At 64.3% G+C, this 23,938-nt stretch carries 21 protein-coding genes and 1 pseudogene; 11 read left to right on the top strand and 11 right to left on the bottom strand.

Annotated features, from left to right (window positions below; translation table 11 throughout):
• Positions 1-1,224, bottom strand: a complete 1,224-nt coding sequence (locus tag C7C56_RS27545) for a urate hydroxylase PuuD (protein WP_106760524.1) — start codon at positions 1,222-1,224, stop codon at positions 1-3.
• Positions 1,225-1,350: 126 nt separating this feature from the next.
• Between C7C56_RS27545 and C7C56_RS27540 the strand changes: the two genes are divergently transcribed.
• The 3 genes from C7C56_RS27540 to C7C56_RS27530 all read left to right on the top strand — a co-directional run bounded on the left by C7C56_RS27540 (position 1,351) and on the right by C7C56_RS27530 (position 5,507).
• On the top strand, positions 1,351-2,289 hold the full coding sequence (locus C7C56_RS27540) for a LysR substrate-binding domain-containing protein (protein WP_106760523.1): 939 nt from the start codon (positions 1,351-1,353) through the stop codon (positions 2,287-2,289).
• Between the two features lie 87 nt (positions 2,290-2,376).
• Positions 2,377-4,134 (top strand): allantoate amidohydrolase, encoded by a 1,758-nt coding sequence (locus C7C56_RS27535; RefSeq protein WP_106760522.1) that lies wholly within the window; start codon positions 2,377-2,379, stop codon positions 4,132-4,134.
• Between the two features lie 173 nt (positions 4,135-4,307).
• Positions 4,308-5,507: an ammonium transporter gene (locus C7C56_RS27530; protein ID WP_106760521.1), complete on the top strand. Its 1,200-nt coding sequence runs from the start codon at positions 4,308-4,310 to the stop codon at positions 5,505-5,507.
• Between the two features lie 46 nt (positions 5,508-5,553).
• Here C7C56_RS27530 and C7C56_RS27525 read toward each other — a convergent pair whose 3' ends face one another.
• From C7C56_RS27525 to aptA, 7 genes are all read right to left on the bottom strand, one after another.
• On the bottom strand, positions 5,554-6,792 hold the full coding sequence (locus tag C7C56_RS27525) for a Zn-dependent hydrolase (protein WP_106760520.1): 1,239 nt from the start codon (positions 6,790-6,792) through the stop codon (positions 5,554-5,556).
• 21 nt (positions 6,793-6,813) lie between these two features.
• Positions 6,814-8,211: a dihydropyrimidinase gene (gene hydA / locus C7C56_RS27520; RefSeq protein WP_106760519.1), complete on the bottom strand. Its 1,398-nt coding sequence runs from the start codon at positions 8,209-8,211 to the stop codon at positions 6,814-6,816.
• Positions 8,212-8,234: 23 nt separating this feature from the next.
• Entirely contained in the window at positions 8,235-9,719 is a 1,485-nt protein-coding gene (locus tag C7C56_RS27515; RefSeq protein ID WP_106760518.1) for an NCS1 family nucleobase:cation symporter-1, read from the bottom strand.
• 99 nt (positions 9,720-9,818) lie between these two features.
• Positions 9,819-11,093 (bottom strand): NAD-dependent dihydropyrimidine dehydrogenase subunit PreA, encoded by a 1,275-nt coding sequence (gene preA, locus C7C56_RS27510; RefSeq protein WP_219933244.1) that lies wholly within the window; start codon positions 11,091-11,093, stop codon positions 9,819-9,821.
• Positions 11,093-12,460, bottom strand: a complete 1,368-nt coding sequence (locus tag C7C56_RS27505) for an NAD(P)-dependent oxidoreductase (protein ID WP_106760517.1) — start codon at positions 12,458-12,460, stop codon at positions 11,093-11,095. Before C7C56_RS27505 ends, preA begins: the two co-directional genes overlap by 1 nt.
• A 57-nt stretch (positions 12,461-12,517) precedes the next feature.
• The gene (locus C7C56_RS27500) at positions 12,518-14,050 is read right to left on the bottom strand and encodes a CoA-acylating methylmalonate-semialdehyde dehydrogenase (protein WP_106760516.1); all 1,533 of its coding nucleotides are present in this window, start codon (positions 14,048-14,050) and stop codon (positions 12,518-12,520) included.
• Positions 14,051-14,053: 3 nt separating this feature from the next.
• On the bottom strand, positions 14,054-15,370 hold the full coding sequence (gene aptA / locus C7C56_RS27495; RefSeq protein WP_106760515.1) for an omega-aminotransferase AptA: 1,317 nt from the start codon (positions 15,368-15,370) through the stop codon (positions 14,054-14,056).
• A gap of 173 nt (positions 15,371-15,543) precedes the next feature.
• Here aptA and C7C56_RS27490 point away from each other — a divergent pair, with 173 nt between their 5' ends.
• From C7C56_RS27490 to C7C56_RS27470, 5 genes are all read left to right on the top strand, one after another.
• The gene (locus C7C56_RS27490; RefSeq protein WP_106760514.1) at positions 15,544-17,010 is read left to right on the top strand and encodes an aminotransferase-like domain-containing protein; all 1,467 of its coding nucleotides are present in this window, start codon (positions 15,544-15,546) and stop codon (positions 17,008-17,010) included.
• Between the two features lie 8 nt (positions 17,011-17,018).
• Entirely contained in the window at positions 17,019-17,687 is a 669-nt protein-coding gene (locus tag C7C56_RS27485; RefSeq protein ID WP_106760513.1) for a TetR/AcrR family transcriptional regulator, read from the top strand.
• A 168-nt stretch (positions 17,688-17,855) separates the two neighbouring features.
• Positions 17,856-18,125, top strand: a complete 270-nt coding sequence (locus tag C7C56_RS27480; RefSeq protein ID WP_106760512.1) for a hypothetical protein — start codon at positions 17,856-17,858, stop codon at positions 18,123-18,125.
• 1 nt (position 18,126) lies between these two features.
• Positions 18,127-19,020, top strand: a complete 894-nt coding sequence (locus C7C56_RS27475; RefSeq protein WP_307719088.1) for a sensor histidine kinase — start codon at positions 18,127-18,129, stop codon at positions 19,018-19,020.
• Complete coding sequence (locus C7C56_RS27470; protein WP_106760510.1) at positions 19,021-19,797, top strand: LytR/AlgR family response regulator transcription factor; 777 nt, start codon at positions 19,021-19,023, stop codon at positions 19,795-19,797.
• A gap of 304 nt (positions 19,798-20,101) precedes the next feature.
• On the opposite strand, the pseudogene C7C56_RS27465 reads toward C7C56_RS27470, so the two are convergent.
• Positions 20,102-20,851: pseudogene (locus C7C56_RS27465) on the bottom strand (SDR family oxidoreductase).
• Positions 20,852-20,964: 113 nt separating this feature from the next.
• Here C7C56_RS27465 and C7C56_RS27460 point away from each other — a divergent pair.
• The 3 genes from C7C56_RS27460 to C7C56_RS27450 all read left to right on the top strand — a co-directional run bounded on the left by C7C56_RS27460 (position 20,965) and on the right by C7C56_RS27450 (position 22,247).
• Complete coding sequence (locus C7C56_RS27460; RefSeq protein ID WP_106760509.1) at positions 20,965-21,570, top strand: TetR/AcrR family transcriptional regulator; 606 nt, start codon at positions 20,965-20,967, stop codon at positions 21,568-21,570.
• A 121-nt stretch (positions 21,571-21,691) separates the two neighbouring features.
• On the top strand, positions 21,692-21,961 hold the full coding sequence (locus C7C56_RS27455; RefSeq protein ID WP_106760508.1) for a BrnT family toxin: 270 nt from the start codon (positions 21,692-21,694) through the stop codon (positions 21,959-21,961).
• Entirely contained in the window at positions 21,945-22,247 is a 303-nt protein-coding gene (locus C7C56_RS27450) for a BrnA antitoxin family protein (RefSeq protein ID WP_106760507.1), read from the top strand. Before C7C56_RS27455 ends, C7C56_RS27450 begins: the two co-directional genes overlap by 17 nt.
• Before the next feature lie 59 nt (positions 22,248-22,306).
• Here C7C56_RS27450 and C7C56_RS27445 read toward each other — a convergent pair whose 3' ends face one another.
• Together C7C56_RS27445 and C7C56_RS27440 are read right to left on the bottom strand one after the other, a co-directional pair.
• Positions 22,307-23,527, bottom strand: a complete 1,221-nt coding sequence (locus C7C56_RS27445) for a nucleoside deaminase (RefSeq protein WP_229459043.1) — start codon at positions 23,525-23,527, stop codon at positions 22,307-22,309.
• Between the two features lie 3 nt (positions 23,528-23,530).
• Positions 23,531-23,935, bottom strand: coding sequence for a cytidine deaminase (locus C7C56_RS27440; RefSeq protein ID WP_106760506.1), 405 nt, complete (start codon positions 23,933-23,935; stop codon positions 23,531-23,533).
• Positions 23,936-23,938: the final 3 nt, after the last annotated feature.

Genomic DNA, 23,938 nt, shown 5'->3' with positions numbered 1-23,938 from the left:
TCATTCCTGTTTGGCGCCGGCTTCGAACCACGCCGCGATGTGCGCGCGCTCGGCGTCCGTCATATTGGTCAGATTCCCGATCGGCATGGCTTTGAGCTGCACCGTTTGCTGGTAGATTTTGGCCGCGTTCTGCCCGATCAGCGCCGGTGTGTGCAGCATGACGCCGCCCGGCGCGCTGGCGAAGCCGGGCTGGCTCGGCTGCTCGGCGTGGCAGCTCGCGCAGCGCTGCGCGACGATCGCGCTAACCTGCGCGAACTGCTGCGCCGAGTCGCCCGCGGCGGCCCTGGCCACCGGCGCCTTGGGCGCGAGCGCGACCGCCAGCGCCAGCAGCAGCGCGACGCCCGCCACCGGGTAGCGCCACTCGGTGCGGCCCCGATGGCGCAGGTTGAAGAAGTGGCGGATCAACACGCCCGCCGCCATGATCACCCCGAGCACCGCCCACGCATAGTCGTGGCGGTAGGTCATCGCGTAGTGGTTGCTGATCATGATGAACAGCACCGGCAGCGTGAAGTAGTTATTGTGGACGCTGCGCTGCTTGGCCTTCAAACCGTGGACCGGATCGGGCTTCTGCCCCGCCATCATCGCCGCGACCAGTTTGCGCTGGCCCGGAATGATCAGCATCAGCACGTTCCCGACCATCATGGTGCCGATCATCGCGCCCACGTGGATGTAGGCCGCGCGCCCGCTCAGGTATTTGTTGAGCACATAGGTGCTGGCGACCAGGAACACGAACATCACGACGCCAAACGCGAGTTCGTGTTTGCCCAGCGGCGAGCGGCACAGCAAGTCGTAGACCACCCAGCCGACCAGCAGGCTGCCAAGGCCGATGCCCACCGCCTGCCACGTCGTCAGGTCGGCCACGGCCGTGTCGACCATCATCGCCTGCGCGTTGAAGTAGTAGACGATCGTCAGCAGCGCAAAGCCCGACAGCCAGGTCGAATACGCCTCCCATTTGAACCAATGCAGCTCCCTGGGCAGTTCGGCCGGCGCGACCAGGTACTTTTGCGGGTTGTAAAAGCCGCCGCCGTGCACCGCCCACAACTCGCCCGACACGCCTTTTTTGGCGAGCTCGGAATCGGGCGCGGGCGCCCTGATCGAATTGTCGAGCCATACAAAGTAGAACGAGGCGCCGATCCAGGCGATGCCGGTGATCAGGTGGAGCCAGCGCACGATCAGGTTGAGCCACTCGAGGCCATACGGGGCCAGGTAGGCGAATACTTCCATTGGGGATTCCTTGTTGCAAAAATGGCGGGCACAGGAGCGCGAACTTACCGAAGATAAACTGATTCCTCCACTTGGACATGAAAAATGGCGTATATTCGACATAAGCAAATTAATATACGAAATACCATGAGCGGCCTACCCCAACACCTGGACTTGCACCTGATCCGCATCCTGTACCTGCTGCTGGTCGAAAAAAACGTCTCGCGCGTGGCGCTCAAGCTCAACCAGCCGCAGCCCTCGATTTCGGCTTCGCTGCGCAAGCTGCGCGAGCTGACCGGCGATCCGCTGCTTGTGCGCGGCGCGCGCGGCATGGTGCCGACCCAGCACGGCGAGAGCCTGCTCAAGCCAGCCAAGCGCATTCTCGACGAGACCGAAAGCCTGTTCATTAAAAAGTCGCCGTTCGTGCCGCAGGAAGAGGCGCGCACCTTCCACATCGCCGCGCCCGATTATCTCGACAGCCAGTTCCTGCCCAATGTGGTCGCCACCCTGCGCCGCGGTTCGCCCAACAGCCGCGTGGTCATCCACAGCCTCGGGCCCGGCGTCGACTACCTGCGCATGCTCTCGGACGGCGACATGGACCTCGTCATCGCCAACTGGGACGAGCCGCCCGCGCACCTGCATATCTCGAAGCTGTTCGAGGACCCGATCATCTGCACCATGCGCGCCGACAGCCCGTACGCCAAGCGCACCGCCAGCGACGCCATGACGCTCGGGGAATATCTGAGCCTGCCCCATGTGGCGCCGTCGCAGATGCTGCCCGGTTATCACGGCGTGATCGACGCCTTCCTCGAGCGCCAGGGCATGCAGCGCAACGTGGCGGTCGAATCGGCCTACTTCGGCCTGATCCCCTACATGCTGACCCAGACAGACCTGGTGCTGACCACGGGCCGCCAGTTCATGCGCTTCTACGAGAAAACGCTGCCGCTCAAGATCTTCACGGTGCCGGTCAAGTTTCCGCCGATGCGCTTCTACCAGCTGTGGCACGAGCGCGTGCACCAGGCGCCGGAGCACAAGTGGCTGCGCGACCAGATCACGGCCACGGCCAAGGCGCTGCTTCAGCGCTAGGCCATATAGCGACAATCAGCACCAGCTTATGAGAGTGGCCTCCATGCGGTATATGATCGAACGCTTGCATGATCGGACTCCCATACCATGACCACACTCCAGCACTTGAACAGCCTCGACGCCGCTGCCTTTGTCGACACACTGCGCGGCATCTACGAGCACTCGCCGTGGATCCCCGAACGCGCCGCCGGCAGGCGCCCGTTCGCGAGCGCGGCCGCGCTCAAACTGGCGTTGCAGGAAGTGGTGGCCGCGTCCAGCTTGGACGAACAGCTTGGCCTGATCCGGGCCCACCCCGAACTGGCCGGCAAGGCCGCCATCGCCGGCGAACTGACGCGGGAGTCGACCGTCGAGCAGGCCCGTTCGGGCCTGAACCTGTGCAGCGCCGGCGAGTACGCGACGCTGCACCAGCTTAACGCCGACTACAACGCCAAGTTCGGCTTCCCGTTCATCCTCGCGGTCAAGGGCCCGGACGGCAACGGTCTCACGCGCGAAGCCGTCATCGACACCTTCTCGCGCCGCCTCAGGAACCAGCGCGCCGGCGAGATGGCCGAGTGCCTGCGCCAGATCCACCGCATCGCCGAACTGCGCATCAACGATCTGCTCGGCGCCACGCCGCAATTCGGACCCGACATCATGCGCTGGTCCGAGGTGCTGGCCGCATGGAGCGACGCGCCCGACAACCTCACCTGCGCCTACATGACCGCGGCCCACAAAAGCACCGCCGCCCAGCTGGTAGCCTGGATGCGCGAGGCCGGCATGGACGCCCACATCGACGACGTCGGCAATGTCGTTGGCCGCTACCTGTCGGACCGCCTTGATGCAAAAACGCTCATGTGCGGCTCCCACTACGACACCGTGCGCGACGGCGGCAAATACGACGGCCGGCTCGGCATCCTGCTGCCGATCGCGATCGTGCGCCATCTGCATCAACGCGGTGAGCGCCTGCCGTTCCACTTCGAGATCGTCGGTTTCGCCGAAGAGGAAGGCGTGCGCTTCAAGAGCACCTTCCTGGGCAGTAACGCGGTCATCGGCCAGTTCGACATGGCGCTGCTCGAGGCGACCGACGCCGGTGGCACCACCATGCGCGAGGCGCTCACGGCGGCCGGCCACGACGTCGACGCCATCGCCGCCATCGCGCGCGATCCGGCCGAGCTGCTTGGCTATGTCGAGGTCCATATCGAACAAGGCCCGGTGCTGCTCGAGCACGGCTTGGCGCTCGGCGTGGTGAGCGCCATCGCCGGCAGCTCGCGCTACCTGGTCGAGCTTATCGGTCTGGCCAGCCACGCCGGCACCACCCCGATGAACATGCGCCAGGACGCCGCCGCCGCCGCGGCCGAAATCGTGCTGATGGTCGAGGGCCGCTGCTCCAGGGCGGCATCGCTGGTCGGCACCGTGGGCCAGCTGCAGGTGCCGAACGGCTCGGTCAATGTGATCCCGGGCCACTGCAATCTGTCGCTCGACATCCGCGCCGCGGACGATGCGGTGCGCCTGTCGGCGGTGGGCGATATCCTCGACGGCATCGCCGCCATCTGCGCGCGGCGCCACATCGAGGCGAACATCAAACAGGTGGTGGCGGCCAACGCGGCGCCGTGCGCGCCCTGGCTGATGGACCAACTGGGCGCGGCGGTAGAGCGTGCCGGCCTGCCGCGCTTCGACCTTGCCTCGGGCGCCGGGCACGACGCCATGGCGATGGCCAGGGTCACCGATGTGGCCATGCTGTTCACCCGCTGCGGCAACGGCGGCATCAGCCACAACCGGCTCGAAACCATGACCGCCGACGACGCCGAGATCGCCGCGCAGGTGCTGCTGGACTTCCTGCGCGCCTTCCGGCCGCACGCCGCCTAAGCCAGGCGCACCATTTGCGGGCGAAACTAGCGCCCGAAAATGGTGCGCATCCAACCATCCCGCTCTGTCACCCCAATAAAATCAGCCACTTAGCATTCGCACCAAAACGGCATGGAAATTGCTTAGTAATGGTGCACAGCTAAAAACTGCACACTAATTGGGAGACGTTTTACATGGACGCATACAAGAGCGGGGGCGACGCCCTCTTCATCCTTCTCGGCGCAATCATGATCCTGGCGATGCACGCCGGGTTCGCGTTCCTTGAACTGGGCACCGTCAGGAAGAAAAACCAAGTCAACGCGCTGGTGAAGATATTGGTCGACTTTGCCATTTCGACGATCGCGTATTTTTTTGTCGGATACGGCATCGCGTATGGCGCCGATTTCTTGGGCAGCACCGAGACGCTGATGGCCAAAAACGGCTATGAGCTGGTCAAGTTCTTCTTCCTGCTCACGTTCGCGGCGGCCATCCCCGCGATCATTTCGGGCGGCATCGCCGAACGGGCCAAGTTCTATCCCCAGGTTATCGCCACGGCGGCGCTGGTCGGCCTGATCTATCCGCTGTTCGAGGGCATCGCATGGAACCAGCGCTTCGGCGTGCAGGCTTTTTTTGAATCAACCTTCGGCCACCCATTCCACGACTTCGCCGGCTCGGTGGTCGTGCATGCGGTGGGCGGCTGGGCGGCGCTGCCGGCGATCATGCTGCTCGGCGCGCGCAACGGACGCTATGGCAAAGACGGCCGCATCGCCGCGCATCCGCCATCGAGCATCCCCTTCCTCGCGCTGGGCGCCTGGATTTTGATGGTGGGCTGGTTCGGATTTAACGTCATGAGCGCGCAAACGCTCGACAAAATCAACGGGCTGGTCGCGGTCAACTCGCTGATGGCGCTCGTCGGCGGCACGCTGACGGCGCTCATGCTCGGCAAGAACGACCCCGGCTTCGCCTACAACGGCCCGCTGGCCGGGCTGGTCGCCGTGTGCGCAGGTTCAGACCTGATGCATCCGCTGGGCGCGCTCGTCACCGGCGGCATCGCCGGCGCGGTGTTCGTGATCATGTTCACGTGGACCCAGAACAAATGGAGGATCGACGACGTGCTCGGCGTATGGCCGTTGCACGGCCTGTGCGGCGCATGGGGTGGACTGGCGGCGGGCATCTTTGGCAGCAAGGCCTTTGGCGGTGTTGGCGGCGTCTCGTTCATGTCGCAACTGGCGGGAACCGCGCTCGGCGTCGCGGTCGCGGCGCTCGGCGGCCTGATCGTTTATGGACTGCTCAAAGCCACCGTCGGCATCCGGCTCGACGCCGAGCAGGAATTCAACGGCGCCGATCTGTCGATCCACAATATCAGCGCCACCCCGGAACGCGAAATGACCTAAAAAGCCGTTCACCCAAGGCGCATCACGCCGAGGCCGGCGCCGCCTGTTACGACGCCAACTTCGCCCGTTCGAGCATCGCAAGCAGCAGCACGTTGCAGCCGGCTTCGAGATGGTCGGACTTGGCGTCCTCGATCTCGTTGTGGCTGATGCCGTCCTTGCACGGCACGAAGATCATGCCCGACGGCGCCAGGCGCGCCGCGTAAATCGCGTCGTGGCCGGCGCCCGAGACCACGTCCATGGTCGAGTAGCCCAGCTTTGCCGTCGCGTTGCGCACCGCGCTGACGCAATCGGGATGGAACGGGCACGGCGGATAATACGAGACGCGCTCGATGGTGATCGCCAGCCCGCTTTCGACGCGCGTCATCTCGATAAACGCGAGCATCTCCTCGTGCATCGTGTTGAGCAGTTCGTCGTTCACATTGCGCAGGTCGATGCTGAACTTGACCTCGCCCGGGATCACGTTGCGGCTGTTCGGGAACAACTGCACCATGCCGACCGTGCCGCGCCCGTAGGGCGGATACTTGTTGGCGATCTTGACCACCTCCTGCATGATGCGCGTCGATACCTGCAAGGCGTCCTTGCGCAGGCCCATCGGGGTCGGCCCGGCATGCGCCTCCATGCCGGTCACCACGCAGTCGTACCACGACAAGCCCATCACCGCCGGCACCACGCCGATCACCTTGTCGGCGTCCTCGAGCACCGGGCCTTGTTCGATATGGGTCTCGAAATACGCGCCGATCGGATGCTGGCCCGGCACCTGGTCGCCCAGGTAGCCGATGCGCTCCAACTCGTCGCGCACGCTCTTGCCTTCGGTGTCCTTGGCCGCGTACGCGGTCTCGAGGCTGAAGGCGCCGCAAAACACGCCCGAGCCCATCATAACGGGCACAAAACGCGAGCCCTCCTCGTTGGTCCAAAACGCCACCTCGATCGGCGCCTCAGTCACGATGTTCGAATCGTTCAGCGTGCGCACCACTTCGAGGCCGGCCAGCACCCCGTAGTTGCCGTCGAATTTCCCCCCGGTCGGCTGGGTGTCGATATGGCTGCCGGTGACGATCGGCGGCAGCTCCGGGTTGCTGCCCTCGCGCCGCATGAACACGTTGCCGATCTGGTCAACCGTGACCGACAGGCCCGCCTCGCGCGCCCAGCCCACGACCAGGTCGCGGCCCTGGCGGTCAAGGTCGGTCAGCGCCAGGCGCTTGACGCCGCCCTTGGGGGTCGCACCGATCTTGGCCAGTTCCATCAGCGAGGCCCACAGGCGTTCGCCATTGATACGCAACTCATTCATCTTGAAGCTCTCTTTATAAGATTAGCGTGCCGTCACGGCCGCAAAGGCTGGACGGTCGACGTGACGGCCGGCGCCTTCAACCGCGCGCAGTTCGCCGTTCGCAAACACCACCTTGCCGGCGGCGATCGTGTGCGACGGATTGCCGCGCACGGTGCGTCCCTCGAATACATTAAAGCCGCCCTTGGCGTACTGGGTCTTGGCCGAGATGGTGCGCGTGGCCTCCGGATCCCACACCAAAATGTCGGCGTCGGCGCCGACCGCGACCACGCCCTTGCGCGGATACATATTAAAAATCTGCGCCGCGTTGGTCGAGGTGACGGCGACGAACTCCGACGGCGTCAGCTTGCCCGAGTTGACACCGGCATCCCAGACCACCGACATGCGGTCTTCGACCCCGCCGCAGCCGTTCGGGATGCGCGTGAAGTCGTCTTTGCCGGCCGCCTTTTGTTCGGCGCAAAAGGTGCAGTGGTCGGTCGCGGTGGTGTGCAGGTTGCCGCCGCGCAGACCCTGCCACAGCGCCTCCTGGTGGTGCTTGCTGCGGAACGGCGGGCTCATGACGTGGGCGCGCGCGAACTCGAGGTCTTCGCTCTGGTACACGCTGTCGTCGATGACCAGGTGGCCCGCGAGCGCCTCGCCGTACACGCGCTGGCCCTTGGCCCGCGCGCGGGTGATGGCGTCGAGCGATTCGGCGCACGAGACGTGCACGATGTAGACCGGCGTGTTGAGCACATTGGCGATCGCGATGGCGCGGTTTGCGGCTTCGGCCTCGACTTCTGGAGGGCGCGACAAGGGATGCGCGCTCGGTCCCGTGATGCCCTTTTTGATCAGGTCCTGCTGCAGCATGTAAACCAGCTCGCCGTTCTCGGCGTGCACGGTCGGAATCGCGCCCAGTTCGAGCGCGCGCGTGAAGCTGCGCACCAGGGTTTCGTCGTCGGCCATGATGGCGTTTTTGTAGGCCATGAAGTGCTTGAAGCTGTTCACGCCATGCTCGCGCACCAGCGTGCCCATGTCGCGGTGCACCGACTCGTCCCACCAGGTGATCGCCACGTGAAAGGTGTAGTCGCCGGCCGACTTGGCGGCCCAGCCGCGCCATTGGTGATAAGCCTCGAGCACCGACTGCTTCGGATTCGGGATGACAAAATCCATGATCGTGGTCGTGCCGCCGGCCAGGCCGGCGGCGGTGCCGCTGAAGAAGTCGTCCGCCGTAACTGTGCCCATGAACGGCAGCTGCATGTGGGTGTGGGTGTCGATCCCGCCCGGCATCACGTACTGGCCGAGCGCGTCGATCTCGACCGCGCCGGCCGGCACCTCGAGGTTTTGGCCGACGGCGACGATCTTGTCGTCCACGCACAGCACGTCGGCCTTGAAGGCGCGGTCGGCGTTGACGACGGTGCCGCCGCGGATAATCGTCGTAGTCATTTGCTTCTCCAAAAAAGATCGGTCTAGGTTTTTACGGCCGCCGGCATGACGGGCACGGACTTGCCCTTCATGAGCAGACCGTACACGACGGCCGAAATGGCCACGCCAACAAACCACGCATAGGTGTAGATGGTCTTGAAGACCTCGCCCACATCGGGCAGCAGCGCCGGGAAGGCCGCGTTGAGGAAGCCCGGCATATTGGGCAGCACGCCGAGCACAAAGGCGGCGATTGCGGCCATGTTCCAGCCGTTGGCGTATGAATACTCGCCATTGTCGCGGTACAGGTGCGCCACATTGAGCTCGGTCTTGCGCACCAGGTAGTAGTCGACGATGAGGATGCCCGCGATCGGCCCGAGCAAGGCCGAGTAGCCGATCAGCCAAGTGAAGATATAGCCCTGGGTCGACTCGAGTATCTTCCACGGCATCATGACGAGCGCGATGCCGGCCGTGATGTAGCCGCCGGTGCGGTAGGAGACGTGCTCGGGCGCGAGCGACGAAAAATCGTAAGCCGGGCCCACCAGGTTGGCGGCCAGGTTGACGCTGACGGTGTCGACCAACAGCACGATCAGCGCGATCAGCACGGCGATGCCGGTCATGCGGCTGGCCAGGTCGACCGGGTCCCACAGCGCCTTGCCGTACAAGACCACGGTGGCCGAGGTGACGATCACCGCCATCATCGCCAGCAGGCCCATTGGCACCGGCAGCCCGACCGACTGGCCGATGATCTGGTCGCGCTGGGTCTTGGCGAAGCGGGTGAAGTCGGGGATGTTGAGCGCCAGCGTGGCCCAAAAGCCGACCATGGCGGTCAGCGACGGCCAGAACACGCTCCAGAATTGGCCGGCTTTTTTGCCGCCCTCGACGAACTGCGATGGCTGGTCGAGCAGCGTGCCGAAACCGCCAGCCTTGTTGTAGACCCAGCCGAGCAGCACGAAGCAGATCAGGATCTTGAGCGGCGCGGTGTAGGTTTCGAGTTTGCGGATCGAGTCCATGCCGTGCACGATGTACCAGAACTGGATCGCCCAGAACGCCAAAAAGCAGATCAGCTGGGCGCCGTTGATGCCAAGCCCGGCGATTTTGTCACCGCCGATTTCGCCACCCATCATCACACCGAGCAGCACGTAGATCATGCTGCCGCCGAACCAGGTCTGGATGCCGTACCAGCCGCAGGCGACGACCGCGCGCATGAGTGCGGGAATGCGCGCGCCAGTGGTGCCGAACGAGGAGCGCGCCAACACCGCGTACGGAATGCCGTACTTGGTGCCCGCGTGGCCGATCAGGAGCATCGGCAGCAGCACGATGGTATTGGCGAGGAACACGGTCATGACCGCCTGCCAGCCCGACATGCCGCCTTCGATCAGGCTGGCCGACAGGGTGTAGGCCGGTATGCACATCACCATCCCCACCCACAGGGCGGCAAAGTGGTACCAGCGCCAAGTGCGCTGCGCCTCGGTGGTCGGCGCCAGGTCGGCATTCCATAACTGCGTATTACCTGAAAAATCAGTACTCACGGATCGTCTCCATCGTAGTTAGCGTGGCGAAAAGGGCAATTCAGTGTAGCGCAAAACACTGTTTCGCCATAGAGCATTCAGGCCGCCTTTACGTCACCCTTACGCCAACTCGGCACGCGGATTACGCGGGTCCTGGGTCCAGTTCATGTAGGCCTTGCCGTTCGCTTGCGGCACCATGGTGATGCAGGCCTCGACCGGGCAGGTGATCTCGCACAGGTTGCAGCCGACGCATTCGGACTTGATCACCTCGTAGGTGCGCACGCCGGCCGCGTCGATCAACTGGGCGATCGACTGGTGCGAGGTGTCTTCGCAGGCGACGTAGCATTTGCCGCACTTGATGCACTTGTCCTGGTCGATCTGCGCAATCACCTCGTAGTTCATGTCGAGGTATTTCCAGTCGGTGGTGTTGGCCACGGCCTTGCCGCTGAAGGCGGCGATGTTCTCGTAGCCCTGCTCGTCCATCCAGCGCGACAGGCCGTCCTTCATCTCCTCGACGATCCGGAAGCCGTGCAGCATCGCGGCGGTGCACACCTGCACCGAGCCGGCGCCGAGCGCGATGAATTCGGCCGCGTCGCGCCAGTTGCCGATGCCGCCGATGCCGGAGATCGGCAGGCCGCGCGTTTCGGGATCGCGCGCGATCTCGGCGACCATATTGAGCGCGATCGGCTTGACGGCCGAACCGCAATAGCCGCCGTGGGTGCTGGCGTTGCCGACGATCGGGAACGCGATCATGCGGTCGAGGTCGAGGTGGGTGATCGAATTGATCGTGTTGATCAGCGAGACGGCGTCGGCGCCGCCTTCCTTGGCCGCGCGCGCCGGCTGGCGCACGTCGGTGATGTTCGGCGTGAGCTTGACGATGACCGGCAGCTTGGTGTGCTTCTTGCACCAGCTGGTGACCAGCTTGACGTACTCGGGCACCTGGCCCACGGCCGCGCCCATGCCGCGCTCGGGCATGCCGTGCGGGCAGCCGAAATTGAGCTCGATGCCGTCGGCGCCGGTCGCTTCGACCTTGGGCAGGATCTCGGCCCACAGGGCTTCTTCGCACGGCAGCATCAGCGAGACGATCATCGCGCGGTCGGGCCAGTCCTTCTTGACCTGGGTGATTTCGATCAGGTTGATCTCGAGGCTGCGGTCGGTGATGAGCTCGATGTTGTTGAAGCCGAGGACCTCGCGGTTTTTGCCGTAGTGGGCCGAATAGCGCGACGACACATTGACCGCCGCCGGGTCCTCGCCGAGCGTCTTCCAGACCACGCCGCCCCAGCCGGCCTCGAAGGCGCGTACCACGTTGTAGGCCTTGTCGGTTGGCGGCGCCGAGGCGAGCCAGAAGGGATTGGGCGACTTGATGCCGCAAAATTCAATGCTCAGATCGGCCATTATGCAGCCTCCACTTTGGTTTGGATGTCGTTGTGAATGGCGTGCGCGGCCAGCTTGCCATGCTGGACCGCCTGCACCGTGAGGTCCTGCCCTGGAGCGACGCAATCGCCACCGGCGTAGATGCCCGGCAGCGCGGTGCGGAACTGCGCGTCGACGTGGATTTTGTCGCCCACCCTATCGAGCTGCTGCGCCATCGGGTCGGAAAGGCCGGCCGCATCGAGGCTCTGGCCGATCGCCTTGAACACGGCGTCGGCCGCGATCTCGACGAATTCGCCGCTGCCCACCAGGCGCTCGCCTTCGAGTTTGGTCCGCTCGAAGCGCATCCCGCGCACCTTGCCGGCGGCGTCGAGCAGCACCTCGGTTGGCGCGGCCCAGGTGCGCATGACGACCTGGTTGGCCTTGGCGATCTCCTGCTCGTGGTGGGTCGCGCTCATCGCCTCGAAGCCGCGCCGGTACACCAGCGTGACCTCCTCGGCGCCCATGCGCTTGATCTGCACCGCCATGTCGATCGCGGTGTTGCCGGCGCCGATCACGATGGCGCGCCGCGGCACCGGCAGCGAGGCCAGGTCGGTGCTCTGGCGCAGCGCGGCGATGTAGTCGACCGCGGCCAGCAGGCCGGGGGCGTCCTCGCCGGTCAGGCCGAGCTGGCGGCTGGCGTTCAGGCCGAGGCCGAGGAACACCGCGTCGTACTGGGTGTGCAGCGCCTCGAGCGTGAGGTTGGCGCCCAGCGAGAAGCCGTGGCGCACCTCGATGCCGCCGATCGCGAGCAGGAATTCGACCTCCTTCTGCGCGAAGTCGTGGGTCAATTTGTATTTGGCGATGCCGTATTCATTGAGGCCGCCCGACTTTGCGCGCGCCTCGAAGATGACGACGTCGTTGCCGAGCATGGCAAGGCGGTGCGCGCACGCCAGGCCGGCCGGGCCGGCGCCGACCACGGCGATGGTCTTGCCGGTGGCGGCGGCGCGCTGGAATGGATGGCTCTTGAAGCTGGCGTTGTCGAGCGCATGGCGCTGCAGCAGGCCGATCTTGACCGGCTGGCCCTCCTCGTCGTGGTTGCGCACGCAGGCGTCCTCGCACAGGATCTCGGTCGGGCACACGCGGGCGCAGCTGCCGCCGAGGATGTTCTGCTTGAGGATGCCGGCCGCAGCGCCGTTGATGTTGCCGTCGTGGATATTGCGGATGAAGCTCGCGACATCGATTTCGGACGGGCAGATGCGGGTGCACGGCGCGTCGTAGCAATACAGGCAGCGCGCGCTTTCGATGGCGGCCTGGCGTTTGGTCAACGCCGGCGCGAGGTCGGTGAATTGCTCGGCCAGTGCACTGTTGGAAGCGGCGGCCGGCAGCAGGTGTTTAAGAGAGTCGATCATTTTCCATCCCTGTTTATAGTTTTATGGCGCGGACAGCTTTGTTTTCTTCAATTTTGCTTACTTCATCTGCGGGAAGGCGAATTCGACGCCCGCGCTGGCGGTGTTGGGCCAGCGCTGCATGACAGCCTTGTGACGGGTGTAAAAGCGCACGCCTTCGGGGCCGTAAGCATGGTGGTCGCCGAACATGCTGCGCTTCCAGCCGCCGAAGCTGTTGAAGGCCATCGGCACCGGCAGCGGCACATTGACGCCCACCATGCCGACCTGGATCTGGCGCACGAATTCGCGCGCCACGCCGCCGTCGCGCGTGTAGATCGCCACGCCGTTGCCATACTCGTTCGAATTAATCAGCTTGACCGCGCTGGCCACGTCGGGGCTGCGCATCACGCACAGGACCGGTCCGAAGATCTCCTCTTTATAGATGCTCATATCGGGCGTGACATGGTCGAACAGGGTGCCGCCGACAAAAAAGCCGTTCTCGCGCTCGACCACCTTGCAGTCGCGCCCGTCGACCAGCAGCGTCGCGCCCTGCTCCACGCCCTCGCCGATCAACCGTTCGATGCGCTGCTTGGCCGCGCTCGAGACCACCGGCCCCATTTCGGCGTCGGCCGCCATGCCGTCGCCGATCTTGAGCGCGGCGGTCCGTTCGGCCAGCGCGCCGATCAGCTTGTCGCCGGCGTCGCCGACGGCCACCACCACCGAGATCGCCATGCAGCGCTCGCCGGCCGAACCGTAGGCCGCTCCGATCAGGGCGTCGATCGTCATGTCCATGTCGGCGTCGGGCATGACCACCATATGGTTCTTGGCCCCGCCCAGCGCCTGCACCCGTTTGCCGGCGGCGCTGCTGCGCGCGTAGATATATTCGGCGATCGGGGTCGAGCCGACGAAGCTGATCGCCTGCACCTCCGGGTGGTCGAGCAGCGCGTCGACGGTGACCTTGTCGCCCTGGATGACGTTGAAGACGCCGTCGGGCAGGCCCGCTTCCTGCAGCAGTTTGGCGTGCAGCAGCGAGGCCGAAGGGTCGCGCTCGGACGGCTTGAGCACGAAGGTGTTGCCGCATGCGATCGCGACCGGGAACATCCACATCGGCACCATCACCGGGAAGTTGAACGGGGTGATGCCGGCGACCACGCCGAGCGCCTGGCGCATCGACCAGGCGTCGATGCCGCGCGAGATCTGGTCGGTGAATTCGCCCTTGAGCAGCTGCGGAATGCCGACCGCGAATTCGACCATCTCGATGCCGCGCGCGACCTCGCCCTGCGCGTCCGAGAATGTCTTGCCGTGTTCGCGCGTGAGCATCGCGGCGAATTCGTCGGTGTGCTGCTGGCACAGCTGCAGATACTTGAACAGCACCCGCGCGCGCGTCAGCGGCGGCGTGGCCGACCACGCCGGAAACGCCGCGCTGGCCGCCGCCACGGCGGTGTCGACTTCAAGCGCGGTGCCGAGCGCCACGCGCGCGACCGGCACGCCGAGCGCCGGATTGAAGACGTCGGCGTAGCGGCCGCTGTTTGTATCGACCTTGGCGCCGTTGATGTAATGGGTAATAGTGTCGAGGGTGATAGTGTCGAGGGTGATAGTGTCGATGTCGGTCATGGGTCAGTCCAGGTTCTTGAGGATGGTGGCGAGCTTGCCGAACAGCTCGTCGATATGCTGCTTCTCGATCACCAGCGGCGGCGAAAGCGCGATGATGTCGCCCGTGGTGCGGATCAGCACACCGTCGGCGAAGGCCTGCTTGAAGGCGTTGAAGGCGCGCGCGCCCGGTTTGCCGGGAATCGACTCGAGCTCGATACCGGCGATCATGCCGATCGTGCGCAGGTCCACCACATGCGGCAGGCCCTTGAGCGAATGGACCGCGTCTTCCCAGTAGCCCTGCATGCTTTTCGCGTGCTCGAGGATGTTCTGTTCCTTGAACACCTCGAGAGTGGCCAGCGAGGCCGCGCACGCGAGCGGATGGCCCGAGTAGGTGTAACCGTGGAACAGCTCGATGCCGGCCGGGCACTCCATGAAGGTGTCGTAGATATGCTGTTTGGTGAACACCGCGCCCATCGGCACCACGCCGTTGGTCAGGCCCTTGGCGGTGGTGACCATGTCCGGGTCGACGTCGAAGTAGTCGAACGCGAACGGCGTGGTCAGGCGCCCGAAGCCGGTGATGACCTCGTCGAAAATGAGCAGGATGCCGTGCTTGGTGCACAGCTCGCGCAGGCGCTTGAGGTAGCCCTTGGGCGGAATCAGCACGCCGGTCGACCCCGCGACCGGCTCGACGATGACGGCGGCGATGGTCGAGGCGTCGTGCAGCGCGACGATGCGCTCGAGTTCATCGGCCAGGTGGGCGCCGTATTCGGGCTCGCCGCGGGTGTAGGCGTTTTTGTCGAGGTTGTGGGTGTGCGGCAGGTGGTCGACGCCGGGCAGCAGCGGGCCGAAGGTCTTGCGGTTGCCGGCGATGCCGCCGACCGAGATGCCGCCGAATCCCACGCCGTGGTAGCCGCGCTCGCGTCCGATCAGGCGGGTGCGGCCGGCCTCGCCGCGCGCCTTGTGGTAGGCCAGCGCCATCTTGAGGGCGGTGTCGACCGCCTCGGAGCCTGAGTTGGTGTAGAACACCTGGCCGAAGCGGTGATTGGTGTACTCCATGAGTTTTTCGGCCAGGTCGAAGGCGGCCGGGTGCCCCATCTGGAAGGTCGGCGCAAAGTCGAGCTGGCCGACCATCTCGCGCACGGCGGCGACGATGCGCGGCTGGGCGTGGCCGCACGGCACGCACCACAGGCCGGCCGTGCCGTCGAGCACCGAGTTGCCGTCCACGTCCTTGTAGTACATGCCTTCGGCCGACACCAGCAGGCGCGGATTGGTCTTGAAGTCACGATTATTGGTAAATGGCATCCAAAACGACGACATTGATTCCGGTCGGGATTCGTTCATGTGGCTCTCCAGGAATTTTTACGAGCAAAAAAATACTTTACCAGTTGGCAAAATGATGATGCAATAATAGTCATGGCCACGGCAGCGGCACAGATACACAAATCGCAAAACCGGCCAACCGTACAGCTTGGCCTAACTGTACAGTTTTTTGGTGGCGCCGCAAAAGGAATCGCATGGATGTCTTGAAGGTTTCCGCTGATGAAATTGCCTCCGGCAGCGATGGAGCCTGCTGGCCCGTGCTCGCGATCGACCGCGGCAGGCGGGGCGGCCTGGTCGATCAGATTGTGGCAGCGATCACCTTGATGGTAAACAAGCGTGAGTTGCGCATAGGCACCAAAATGCCGTCGGTTAGACAATTCGCAAAGTGCAACGGCGTGAGCACCTTCACGGTCGTCGAAGCGTACGACCGGCTGCTGACGCTAGGCCTGCTGTCGTCGCGCCGCGGCTCGGGCTTTTTCGTCGCGCGCCACGATGTGGCGGCGGCGCCACAACAGCCGGCCTTTCCGGCCACGCCGAGCGCGATCGACGCGCTCACGCCCGACCTGTATTCGGGCGTGTCGGACGCGTTGCCGGTCGGCGCCGGCTGGCTGCCGCCCGAATGGTACGGAGAGGCCACCATCCTCGACGCAGTGCGCCAGGCGATGCGGATCCCGGCCAACCGCCTGCGCGGCTACGGCCACCCGCTCGGTTTTCCGACCCTGCGCCAGCACATGGCGGCCGGCTTCACCGAAGAACTGTTCGCGCTCGAGGCCGACCAGATCATGCTGACCCACGGCGCGACCCACGCCTTCGACCTGATTTTGCGCACCCTGACCAAGCCCGGCGACACCGTCTTCGTCGAGGACCCGGGCTACAGCAACCTGCTCTCGCTGATCCGCCACCACGGCTGCGTCGCGGTCGGCATCCCGCGCGGCGAGGCCGGCCTCGACATGGCGTACCTCGATGCGCAGGCGCGCGCGACCCAGCCCAAGCTCATGTTCGTCAACACGGTGCTGCAAAACCCGCTCGGCACCTCGCTCACGCAGGCCCAGGCGCACCGCCTGCTCGGGCTGGCCGAACAGTTCGACTTCTGGCTGGTCGAGGACGACATCTACCGCGAGCTGGCCGCGCGCGGCGAGGCCTCGCTGGCGGCCATGGACGGCCTGCGCCGCGTGATCCGGGTCGGCAGTTTTTCGAAGACCTTGTCGCCGGTGCTGCGGGTCGGGTCGATCTGCGCGTCCAACTCGCTGCTGCCCGAACTGCTGCGCGTGAAGATGCTCGCCGGGCTGACCACGTCCGAGATCAACGAGCGCGCGGTGTACCACGCCATCTCGGCGCGCCCCTACCGGCGCATGCTCGAACGCCTCACCGGCCAGCTCGACGACGGGCGCGCGCGCACCATCGAACGCCTGCGCGAGGCCGGCATGGCGCCGATCGCGAAGCCGCGAGGCGGCATGTTCGTCAGCGCCGGATGGCCCGAGCCGCCTACCGCCGAATGGAACGGCAAGGTGATCGCCGACCTCGCGCTCGGGGCCGGCATCCTGCTCGCGCCGAACGAATTTTTCATGCTGCGCCAATCGAGTTCGATCTGGTTCCGCTTCAACGTCGCCTACGCGGCCGAGACGCCGGAACTGATCGATTTTCTGCGGTCGATCCGCTGAAAGAAATTATGTCAAAAAACCTCAACGCCCTGCAAAGCCCGACCGTCAAACGGCGCGTGCAAAACCGCGACAAGCTCGAAGCGGACATCGTCGCCGAGGCGGTGCGCGTGTTCGCCGAATGCGGCTACGAGGGCGCCTCGGTGGCCACCGTGGCCGAGAACGCGGGCCTGTCGAAGCAGAACCTGATGTACTACTTCCCGACCAAGCTGGCGCTGTACCAGCGCGTGCTCGACGACGTGCTCGACGAGTGGCTCGAGCGCATGGACAGTCTGTCGGCCCCGGGCCAGGAGCCGCGCGAGATGCTGCGCGCGTACATCCAGGCCAAGCTGCGCTTCTCGCGCGAGCAGCCGTGGGCGTCGCGCGTCTACGCGATGGAGGTCATCGGCGGCGCCAAGCTGTACGGCGAGCAGATCGCGCAGCGCGTGGTGCCGCTGCTGCGCAAGGATATCGAGGTGTTCGAGCGCTGGGTGAGCGAAGGCAAGATCGCGCCCGTGAACGCGACCCACCTGCTGTTCGCGATCTGGGCCATGACCCAGTCCTACGCCGATTTCTCGGCCCAGATGACGCTCGTGCTGGGCCGCAAGCAGCTCACCCGGCGCGACTTCGACGACGCCGAAAAGCTGATCGTCGACATGGTGCTGGCGGCGGTGGCGCAGCCCGCGCCGGCGGCGCCGTAGTCTGGACACCATATTTGCATGTCCGACATTTTGTTGAGCACGGTTCCCGTTAATCGGTCCCTTGCACCGGTCATGCCCCTTTTTGGGCGCTTCATCGGATGCCGCTCGCACACACAAAATGCGTTTGATAAAGTGACTCCATTGCCACTCACTTGATGGAGAAATATCATGAAAACCACACTCGAATCCTTCCTCGCGCTGGCCGAAGAACTGGGCCGCGCCCTCGCCGACGCCGTGCGCTACGGCCTGCGCGCCGTGGCCACGATGTCCTGGCCGATGCTGGTGGTGACCTGCATCCTGCTGGCCGCCTTCCTCACGGTCGCCCCGCTCGCCTTGTTCCTGTTTATCATCTTCATGGCGCTCAAATTGATCGCCGGCGATGCCAAGAAGGCCGAGCCGGTGCCCGAGACCGTGTCCCTGCGCAAAGACGGGGAATAGCGTGAGGACGAAGCGCACCAGCAATGTCATGGATTTCCTGCGCGACGCAAAAGGCGTCGCCAGCGATATCTGGTGGCGTTTTTTCGACTGGGTGGCAATGGTCGAATACCGCCAACTGGCGCTGGTGTGGTTCGTCGTCGGCATCCCGTTCGCGATCCTCAACGCGGCCGAGCCGGCGATCTGGTTCATCATCATCTCGGCCGCCGTCAAGGGCCTGGCCGGCGGCAAGCGGCGCGCCGAACTGATGGCCAAGGAGGCGACCGAGCAGGCCGACGTCGCCACGCTCGAACGACGCCTGCTCGAGGCGCAGATGTCGACCCTGCAGGCGCAGGTCGAGCCGCATTTTTTATTCAACACGCTGGCCCTGATCGGGCAGCTGATCGAGACCGATCCGCCGGAGGCGGCGCGCATCCACACCCACCTGATCGCCTACCTGCGTTCGACCCTGCCGCAGCTGCGCGCGGTCGGCGGCGGCACGCTGGGGCGCCAGGTAGAACTCTCGCGCGCCTATCTGGCCATCATGCAGGCACGCATGAAGGAGCGGCTGCAGGTGTCGTTCGATGTGCCAGAATCGCTCAACCACGTCCCGTTTCCGCCGATGATGCTGCAGATCCTGATCGAGAACGCGATCAAGCATGGCCTCGAGCCCAAGATCGAGGGCGGCAAGATCGAGGTCGGCGCGCGGATCGAAGACGACATGATGCGGGTCGATGTGCGCGACAACGGGGTCGGATTCAATATGCACTCCGACGACGGCGTCGGGCTCGCCAATGTGCGCGAACGGCTGCTGCTGTTGTACGGCGGGCGCGCCGAGTTGGTCATCGAAATGCCGGCCGAAGGCGGCGCGCTCGCCTCGATCCGCGTACCCAGCCCATTCGCACAGGAGAAAATCTAAATGGCGTCCGCTCAAAAAACCATCACCGCCCTGATCGTCGACGACGAATCGCCGATGCGCGACCAATTGCGTTCGCGCCTGCGCGAGGTGTGGCCGGCGTTGCAGATCGTCGGCGAGGCGGGCAACGGCATCGAGGCCGTCGCGATGGCCGGCGAGCATGCGCCCGACATCGTTTTTCTCGACATCCGCATGCCCGGCCAGAGCGGCATCGAGACCGCGCGCCTGCTGTACCAGAGCTGCCATATCGTGTTCGTCACAGCCTACGACCAGTACGCCCTCGACGCGTTCGAACACGGCGCGATGGACTACCTGCTCAAACCTGTGATGGCCGACCGCCTGCGCACCACCTGCGAGCGGCTGCGCGAGCGCCTCGACAAAAAGCCCGACGACATCGGCGGCTATCTGGCGCAATTGACCAAGGTGCTGCAGGAAGGCGGCGCCAAGAAGCCCGAATACCTGCGCTGGATCCAGGCCCAGGTCGGCGCCAACCTGCGGATGATCAGCACGCGCGAGGTGCTGTTCTTCCAGTCGGACGACAAGTACACGCGGGTCCAGACGTTGCAGACCGAGCTATTGATACGCAAGACGCTCAAGGAGCTCGCCGACGAACTCGACACGGGCGAGTTCTGGCGCATCCACCGCTCGACGCTGGTGCGGGTGGACGCCATCGCCGAGGTCACGCGCGACGAGCGGGGGCGCCAGATGCTCAGGCTGCGCAACCGCCCGGAGCTGCTGGAAGTGAGCCGCAACCATTCCAATCTGTTCCAGCAGATGTAGCCACTGCCTCGCCGGCTCCGATGACATCATGCGCCACTGCTCACACGACATGCGCCGGCGCTTGAATGAAATACGGCATTTCCGTACCACGGAGGGTTGAGAACCACAACCATGCCTTCTGAAATGCGGCGAAGACACTACTTCGGGTGGCTGTCGCGCATCCCGAAGTGCTGCGTGAGTTAGCCGCCTCGCCGAACTATCCGTCTCAGCCGGCAGCCGCCGACTGAACAGAACTTCACTTGAACACAGCTGGAATCCTGCTGCCCTTTTCGAATCGACCGCATGCTCAACACCAGGCCGCGCGTCAGATGGTCGCCATTCCCCCGTCGAACAAGATGTTCTCGCCCATCATGTAGGCAGAATCGTCGCTGGCCATGAACAACACTGCCTTGGCCACCTCCCCGGCCTGCCCGAAGCGCCCCGCAGGCACTTTCGCCAGCAATTGCGCCGCCCACGCCTGCACCGCCTCCGCTGGCAAACCGAGCTTGTCGTAAATCGGCGTTTCGGTCAGGCCCGGGCTGATCACATTGACCCGCACGCCGCGCGGCGCCAGCTCAGCCGACAAGGTGCGCGCCAGCGAACGCACCGCCGCCTTGGTGGCCGCGTACACGCTCATGCCGGCCACGCCTTTCTCGATCATTGTGGTCGAGGTCAGAATCACGCTCGACGGATCGCCCAGCAGCGGCAGCATGCTCTGGACCGTGTAGATCACGCCCTTGAAATTGACGTCGACCTAGTTGTCGATATTGGCTTCGTACACATCCGAAAAAGGCATCGGCTGGGCGATGCCGGCATTTGCGAACAACACATCGAGCCGGCCAAATTCGGCCTAGAGGCGCGCCCCGACCGCGGCCATATCGGACTTGGACGCGACATCGGCGCGCAGCGCGATAACGCCGGCGCCGAGCGTCTGCGTCGCCTCGGCCACGCGCCCGGCATCCTGCCCGACGATCGCCACGCGCGCGCCCTCCTGCAAAAACAGCTTGGCCGTGGCCATGCCGATGCCCGTGGTGCCGCCCGTGATCAATGCCGTCTTGCCCGTCAATCTGCCCATGATGCTCTCCCGCAAGTGTTGAAATAGTTGCCGGCAAATATTTATGTACCGATCAGTATTTAATATACCGAGCAGTATAATAATAGTCAACCAATTTCATCCAGGAAGCCGCCATGAGCCGCGAACGAGGTCGTCCACGCACATTCGATGCCGAGCTCGCGCTTGACCGCGCGGTCGACGTTTTTTGGAAGCATGGGTTTCAAAACGCCTCGATGCAGGAGCTGACCGAGGCGATGGGTTTGAGCAAACCGAGCCTGTACGCCGCCTATGGCGACAAGGAAGCGCTGTACCTGAAGGCGCTCGAACGCTACGTGGCCGGATTGATCGCGCGTCATGCCGGCGCGCTCAACGAGGAAAAGGACGGCCGCCGCGCGCTTGAGGGTTTCCTGCGCTCGCTCGCGTCGATGCTGGCCGACCCGGCACTGCCCGGCGGCTGCTTCATCATCAACGGCACGGCCGACAGCGGCGGCAGCACCATGCCCGAGGCGCTCGAACAAGCATTGCGCGCGGCCCTGCAGGGCACCGAATCGATGGTCCTCCAGCGCCTGCTGCGCGCCAGGGCTGACGGCCAGTTGCCGCCCGGAGCCAACGCCGAAGACATGGCCGTGATGTTCAGTTCGCTCATCGCGGGGATGGCCGTATTGGCGAAGAGTGGCGCCAGCAAGGCCAAGCTCAGTAGCGCAGTCGGTGCCGTGATGGCGGCATGGCCGGAGGTCTAGGCGCATCGCAGCGTAAGCGTCTCTTGTTCGTTTTTCCGTCGCGAAAACACACACGTTACCGTGATCAACCGCGACACGACGTTCGTTTGACACGCCAAATTATTGTAGCTACTATATTTTGATGAAGATCGAGTTCGACCCAGGCAAGGAGACGGCAAACCTGAGCAAACATGGTGTGTCCTTATCGATGGCTAACGAGCTTGACTGGGAGGCTGCACTGGAGTGGATCGATGATCGGTTCGAATATGTCGAAATTCGAATGATCGCACTCGCCCCAAGAACCAACCTACTGTACTACGTAGCGTTTGTGGATTTTCACGATGTTCGACGGGTAATCAGCCTACGTCGTGCCACTCGTCGTGAGGTGAAATATTATGTCGAAAATTTTTAAAAAATCAGCCGTACGCTTGCCTTCATTAGCCGAAGATAGGGCAATCACTGCCGCCGCAAAAAGTGATCCTGATGCCCAACCGCTTACGCCAAAGCAGTTGAAATCGATGGTACCGGTTCGGGCGCTAAGTGGGCGGCCCAAGTCCGAGAACAAAAAGGTGCTAGTTTCAGTTCGCTACAGTCCTGAGGTCGTTGCCTACTTCAAATCGACAGGAGAAGGCTGGCAATCGCGGATGGATAGTGTGCTTCGCGATTACATAGAGATCCAGTCCCGAAGCGAAACATAAACCAGCACCGCTGGGCGCGCACTTCGCAAGGTGGCGATCCACTGCTCGATCAAGAATGCTCAATCGGATTGCAGTGCATGGACGAGCGCCCTGTCGGCCACCTGCACCGGACGGATCGCGATCACATTGCTGTACAACGGCGGCAAACCTGCACACAAGGCGGCCACCACCTCCGGCTCCAGCACGGGCAGCACGTATTGGAACTGGGCCGCATTGTGGATGGGCAGCGGGCCTTCCATGGTCGAACCATATGCGCCGAGGTTCATGAAGCTTTGCGCGCTCTCGTCTGGCCCGCGCGCGAACACGAAGGTGCCCTCCTTCGGATGCCCCAGATACTGGCGCACCTCGGCCTGTTGCGCCGCGCTGGCGCCATACATCAGCGTGTAGCGCAGTTGCGCGTACTGGCGCGTGCATTCCATGAAGGCGGTGCAGATCGCCGACGCTGCGCGGCGACCCGGCACGCACAACAGCAGATTGCCAAACGCGTCGAGCAAGGCCACGGCGTCGCCCTCGCCGCCCTGGCGTTTGTCCTGCTCGACGGCGGCCGCCAAAAACGGCGCCAGCCCCGCGTCCGGCCGATGCGGCGCGCAGCGATGGGCAAGCGCGCCCGGGTACAGGTTTTTCAGTTTTCGCACCAACGGATGCCCTGCCGGCAGCGTCGCCGGATCTTTGAGCTCGTGCCGTTCCAGATCCGTGTTGATCAGGACCTTGACCTTGTCGGAGGTCGCCTCGATCAAAAGCGAACACAGGGCCTGGGTAGGCTCGGCGATCGTTTTTCCGATAAAGAATGACTTGGGCGCCGCGCCCGCGCTCTCGCGCGCATAGCAGGAAGTGCCGAGCACCGCGGGGTACGAAAAGCTGGCGGCGGCGCGTTCCCGCAAGGCAGGCGGCAACGATGGGAACGTGGCGCTGCCGTCGTAGTTGATGCCGGCATCACGATCGAGCCCAGCGGCCACTACGTTGAAGCCGGCCGTAAGGATCGCGCCGGTGCACATCGCGCACGGATCGAGCGAGGTAACGATGGTCAGTTCTTCGGGCGGGGGCAGCTCGCGCCCCAACGCGCATTCGGCAAAATACCAGTCGACCAACTGCCGTTCGCCATGCGCGGTCGGATCGAAAATCAGGCCATCGCGCACCACATTGTTCGACAGCGATTTGAGCACATTCCCATGCTGGTCCAGTAGCACGCCGCCAACACCAAAGGTGCCCTGGGTGCGCGCGGCGACCGCTTCAACGCCCGCCATCGCGACCGCTGCCTGGATGTCGATAACCTTTTTCAAAACCTACTTACCCAGGTCCCGGCCACCGAAAGCGTTCGGCAATTGCCCGGCCGCGCTGGTCTCGAGGATGTCGCCATTCAGATTGGTCAGCACCACCGGCAACTCGTTGCCGCCCAACTCGAGGATCACCTGGCGGCAGGCGCCGCACGGCGCGATCGGGCCGTCGGTGGCGCCGATCACGGCCAGCGCGGCAAAGTCGCCCGGCTTGTAGCCATGCGCGATCGCGCTGAAGAACGCGGTGCGCTCGGCGCAGTTGCACAGGCCGTAGGAGGCGTTTTCGACATTACAGCCGCGGAAGACGCGTCCGTCCTTGCATTCAAGCGCGGCGCCCACCTGGAAGTTCGAATACGGCGTGTAGGCCAGCAGACGCGCTTGGCGCGCTTCGTCGATCAGTTTTTCGTAGTTCACGGC

The sequence above is a fragment of the Massilia glaciei genome (assembly GCF_003011895.2).
GTDB classification, from domain to species: domain Bacteria; phylum Pseudomonadota; class Gammaproteobacteria; order Burkholderiales; family Burkholderiaceae_D; genus Telluria_A; species Telluria_A glaciei.
Note: the sequence above shows the minus strand (reverse complement) of the source record. Positions and strands in the feature narration are given on the sequence as shown.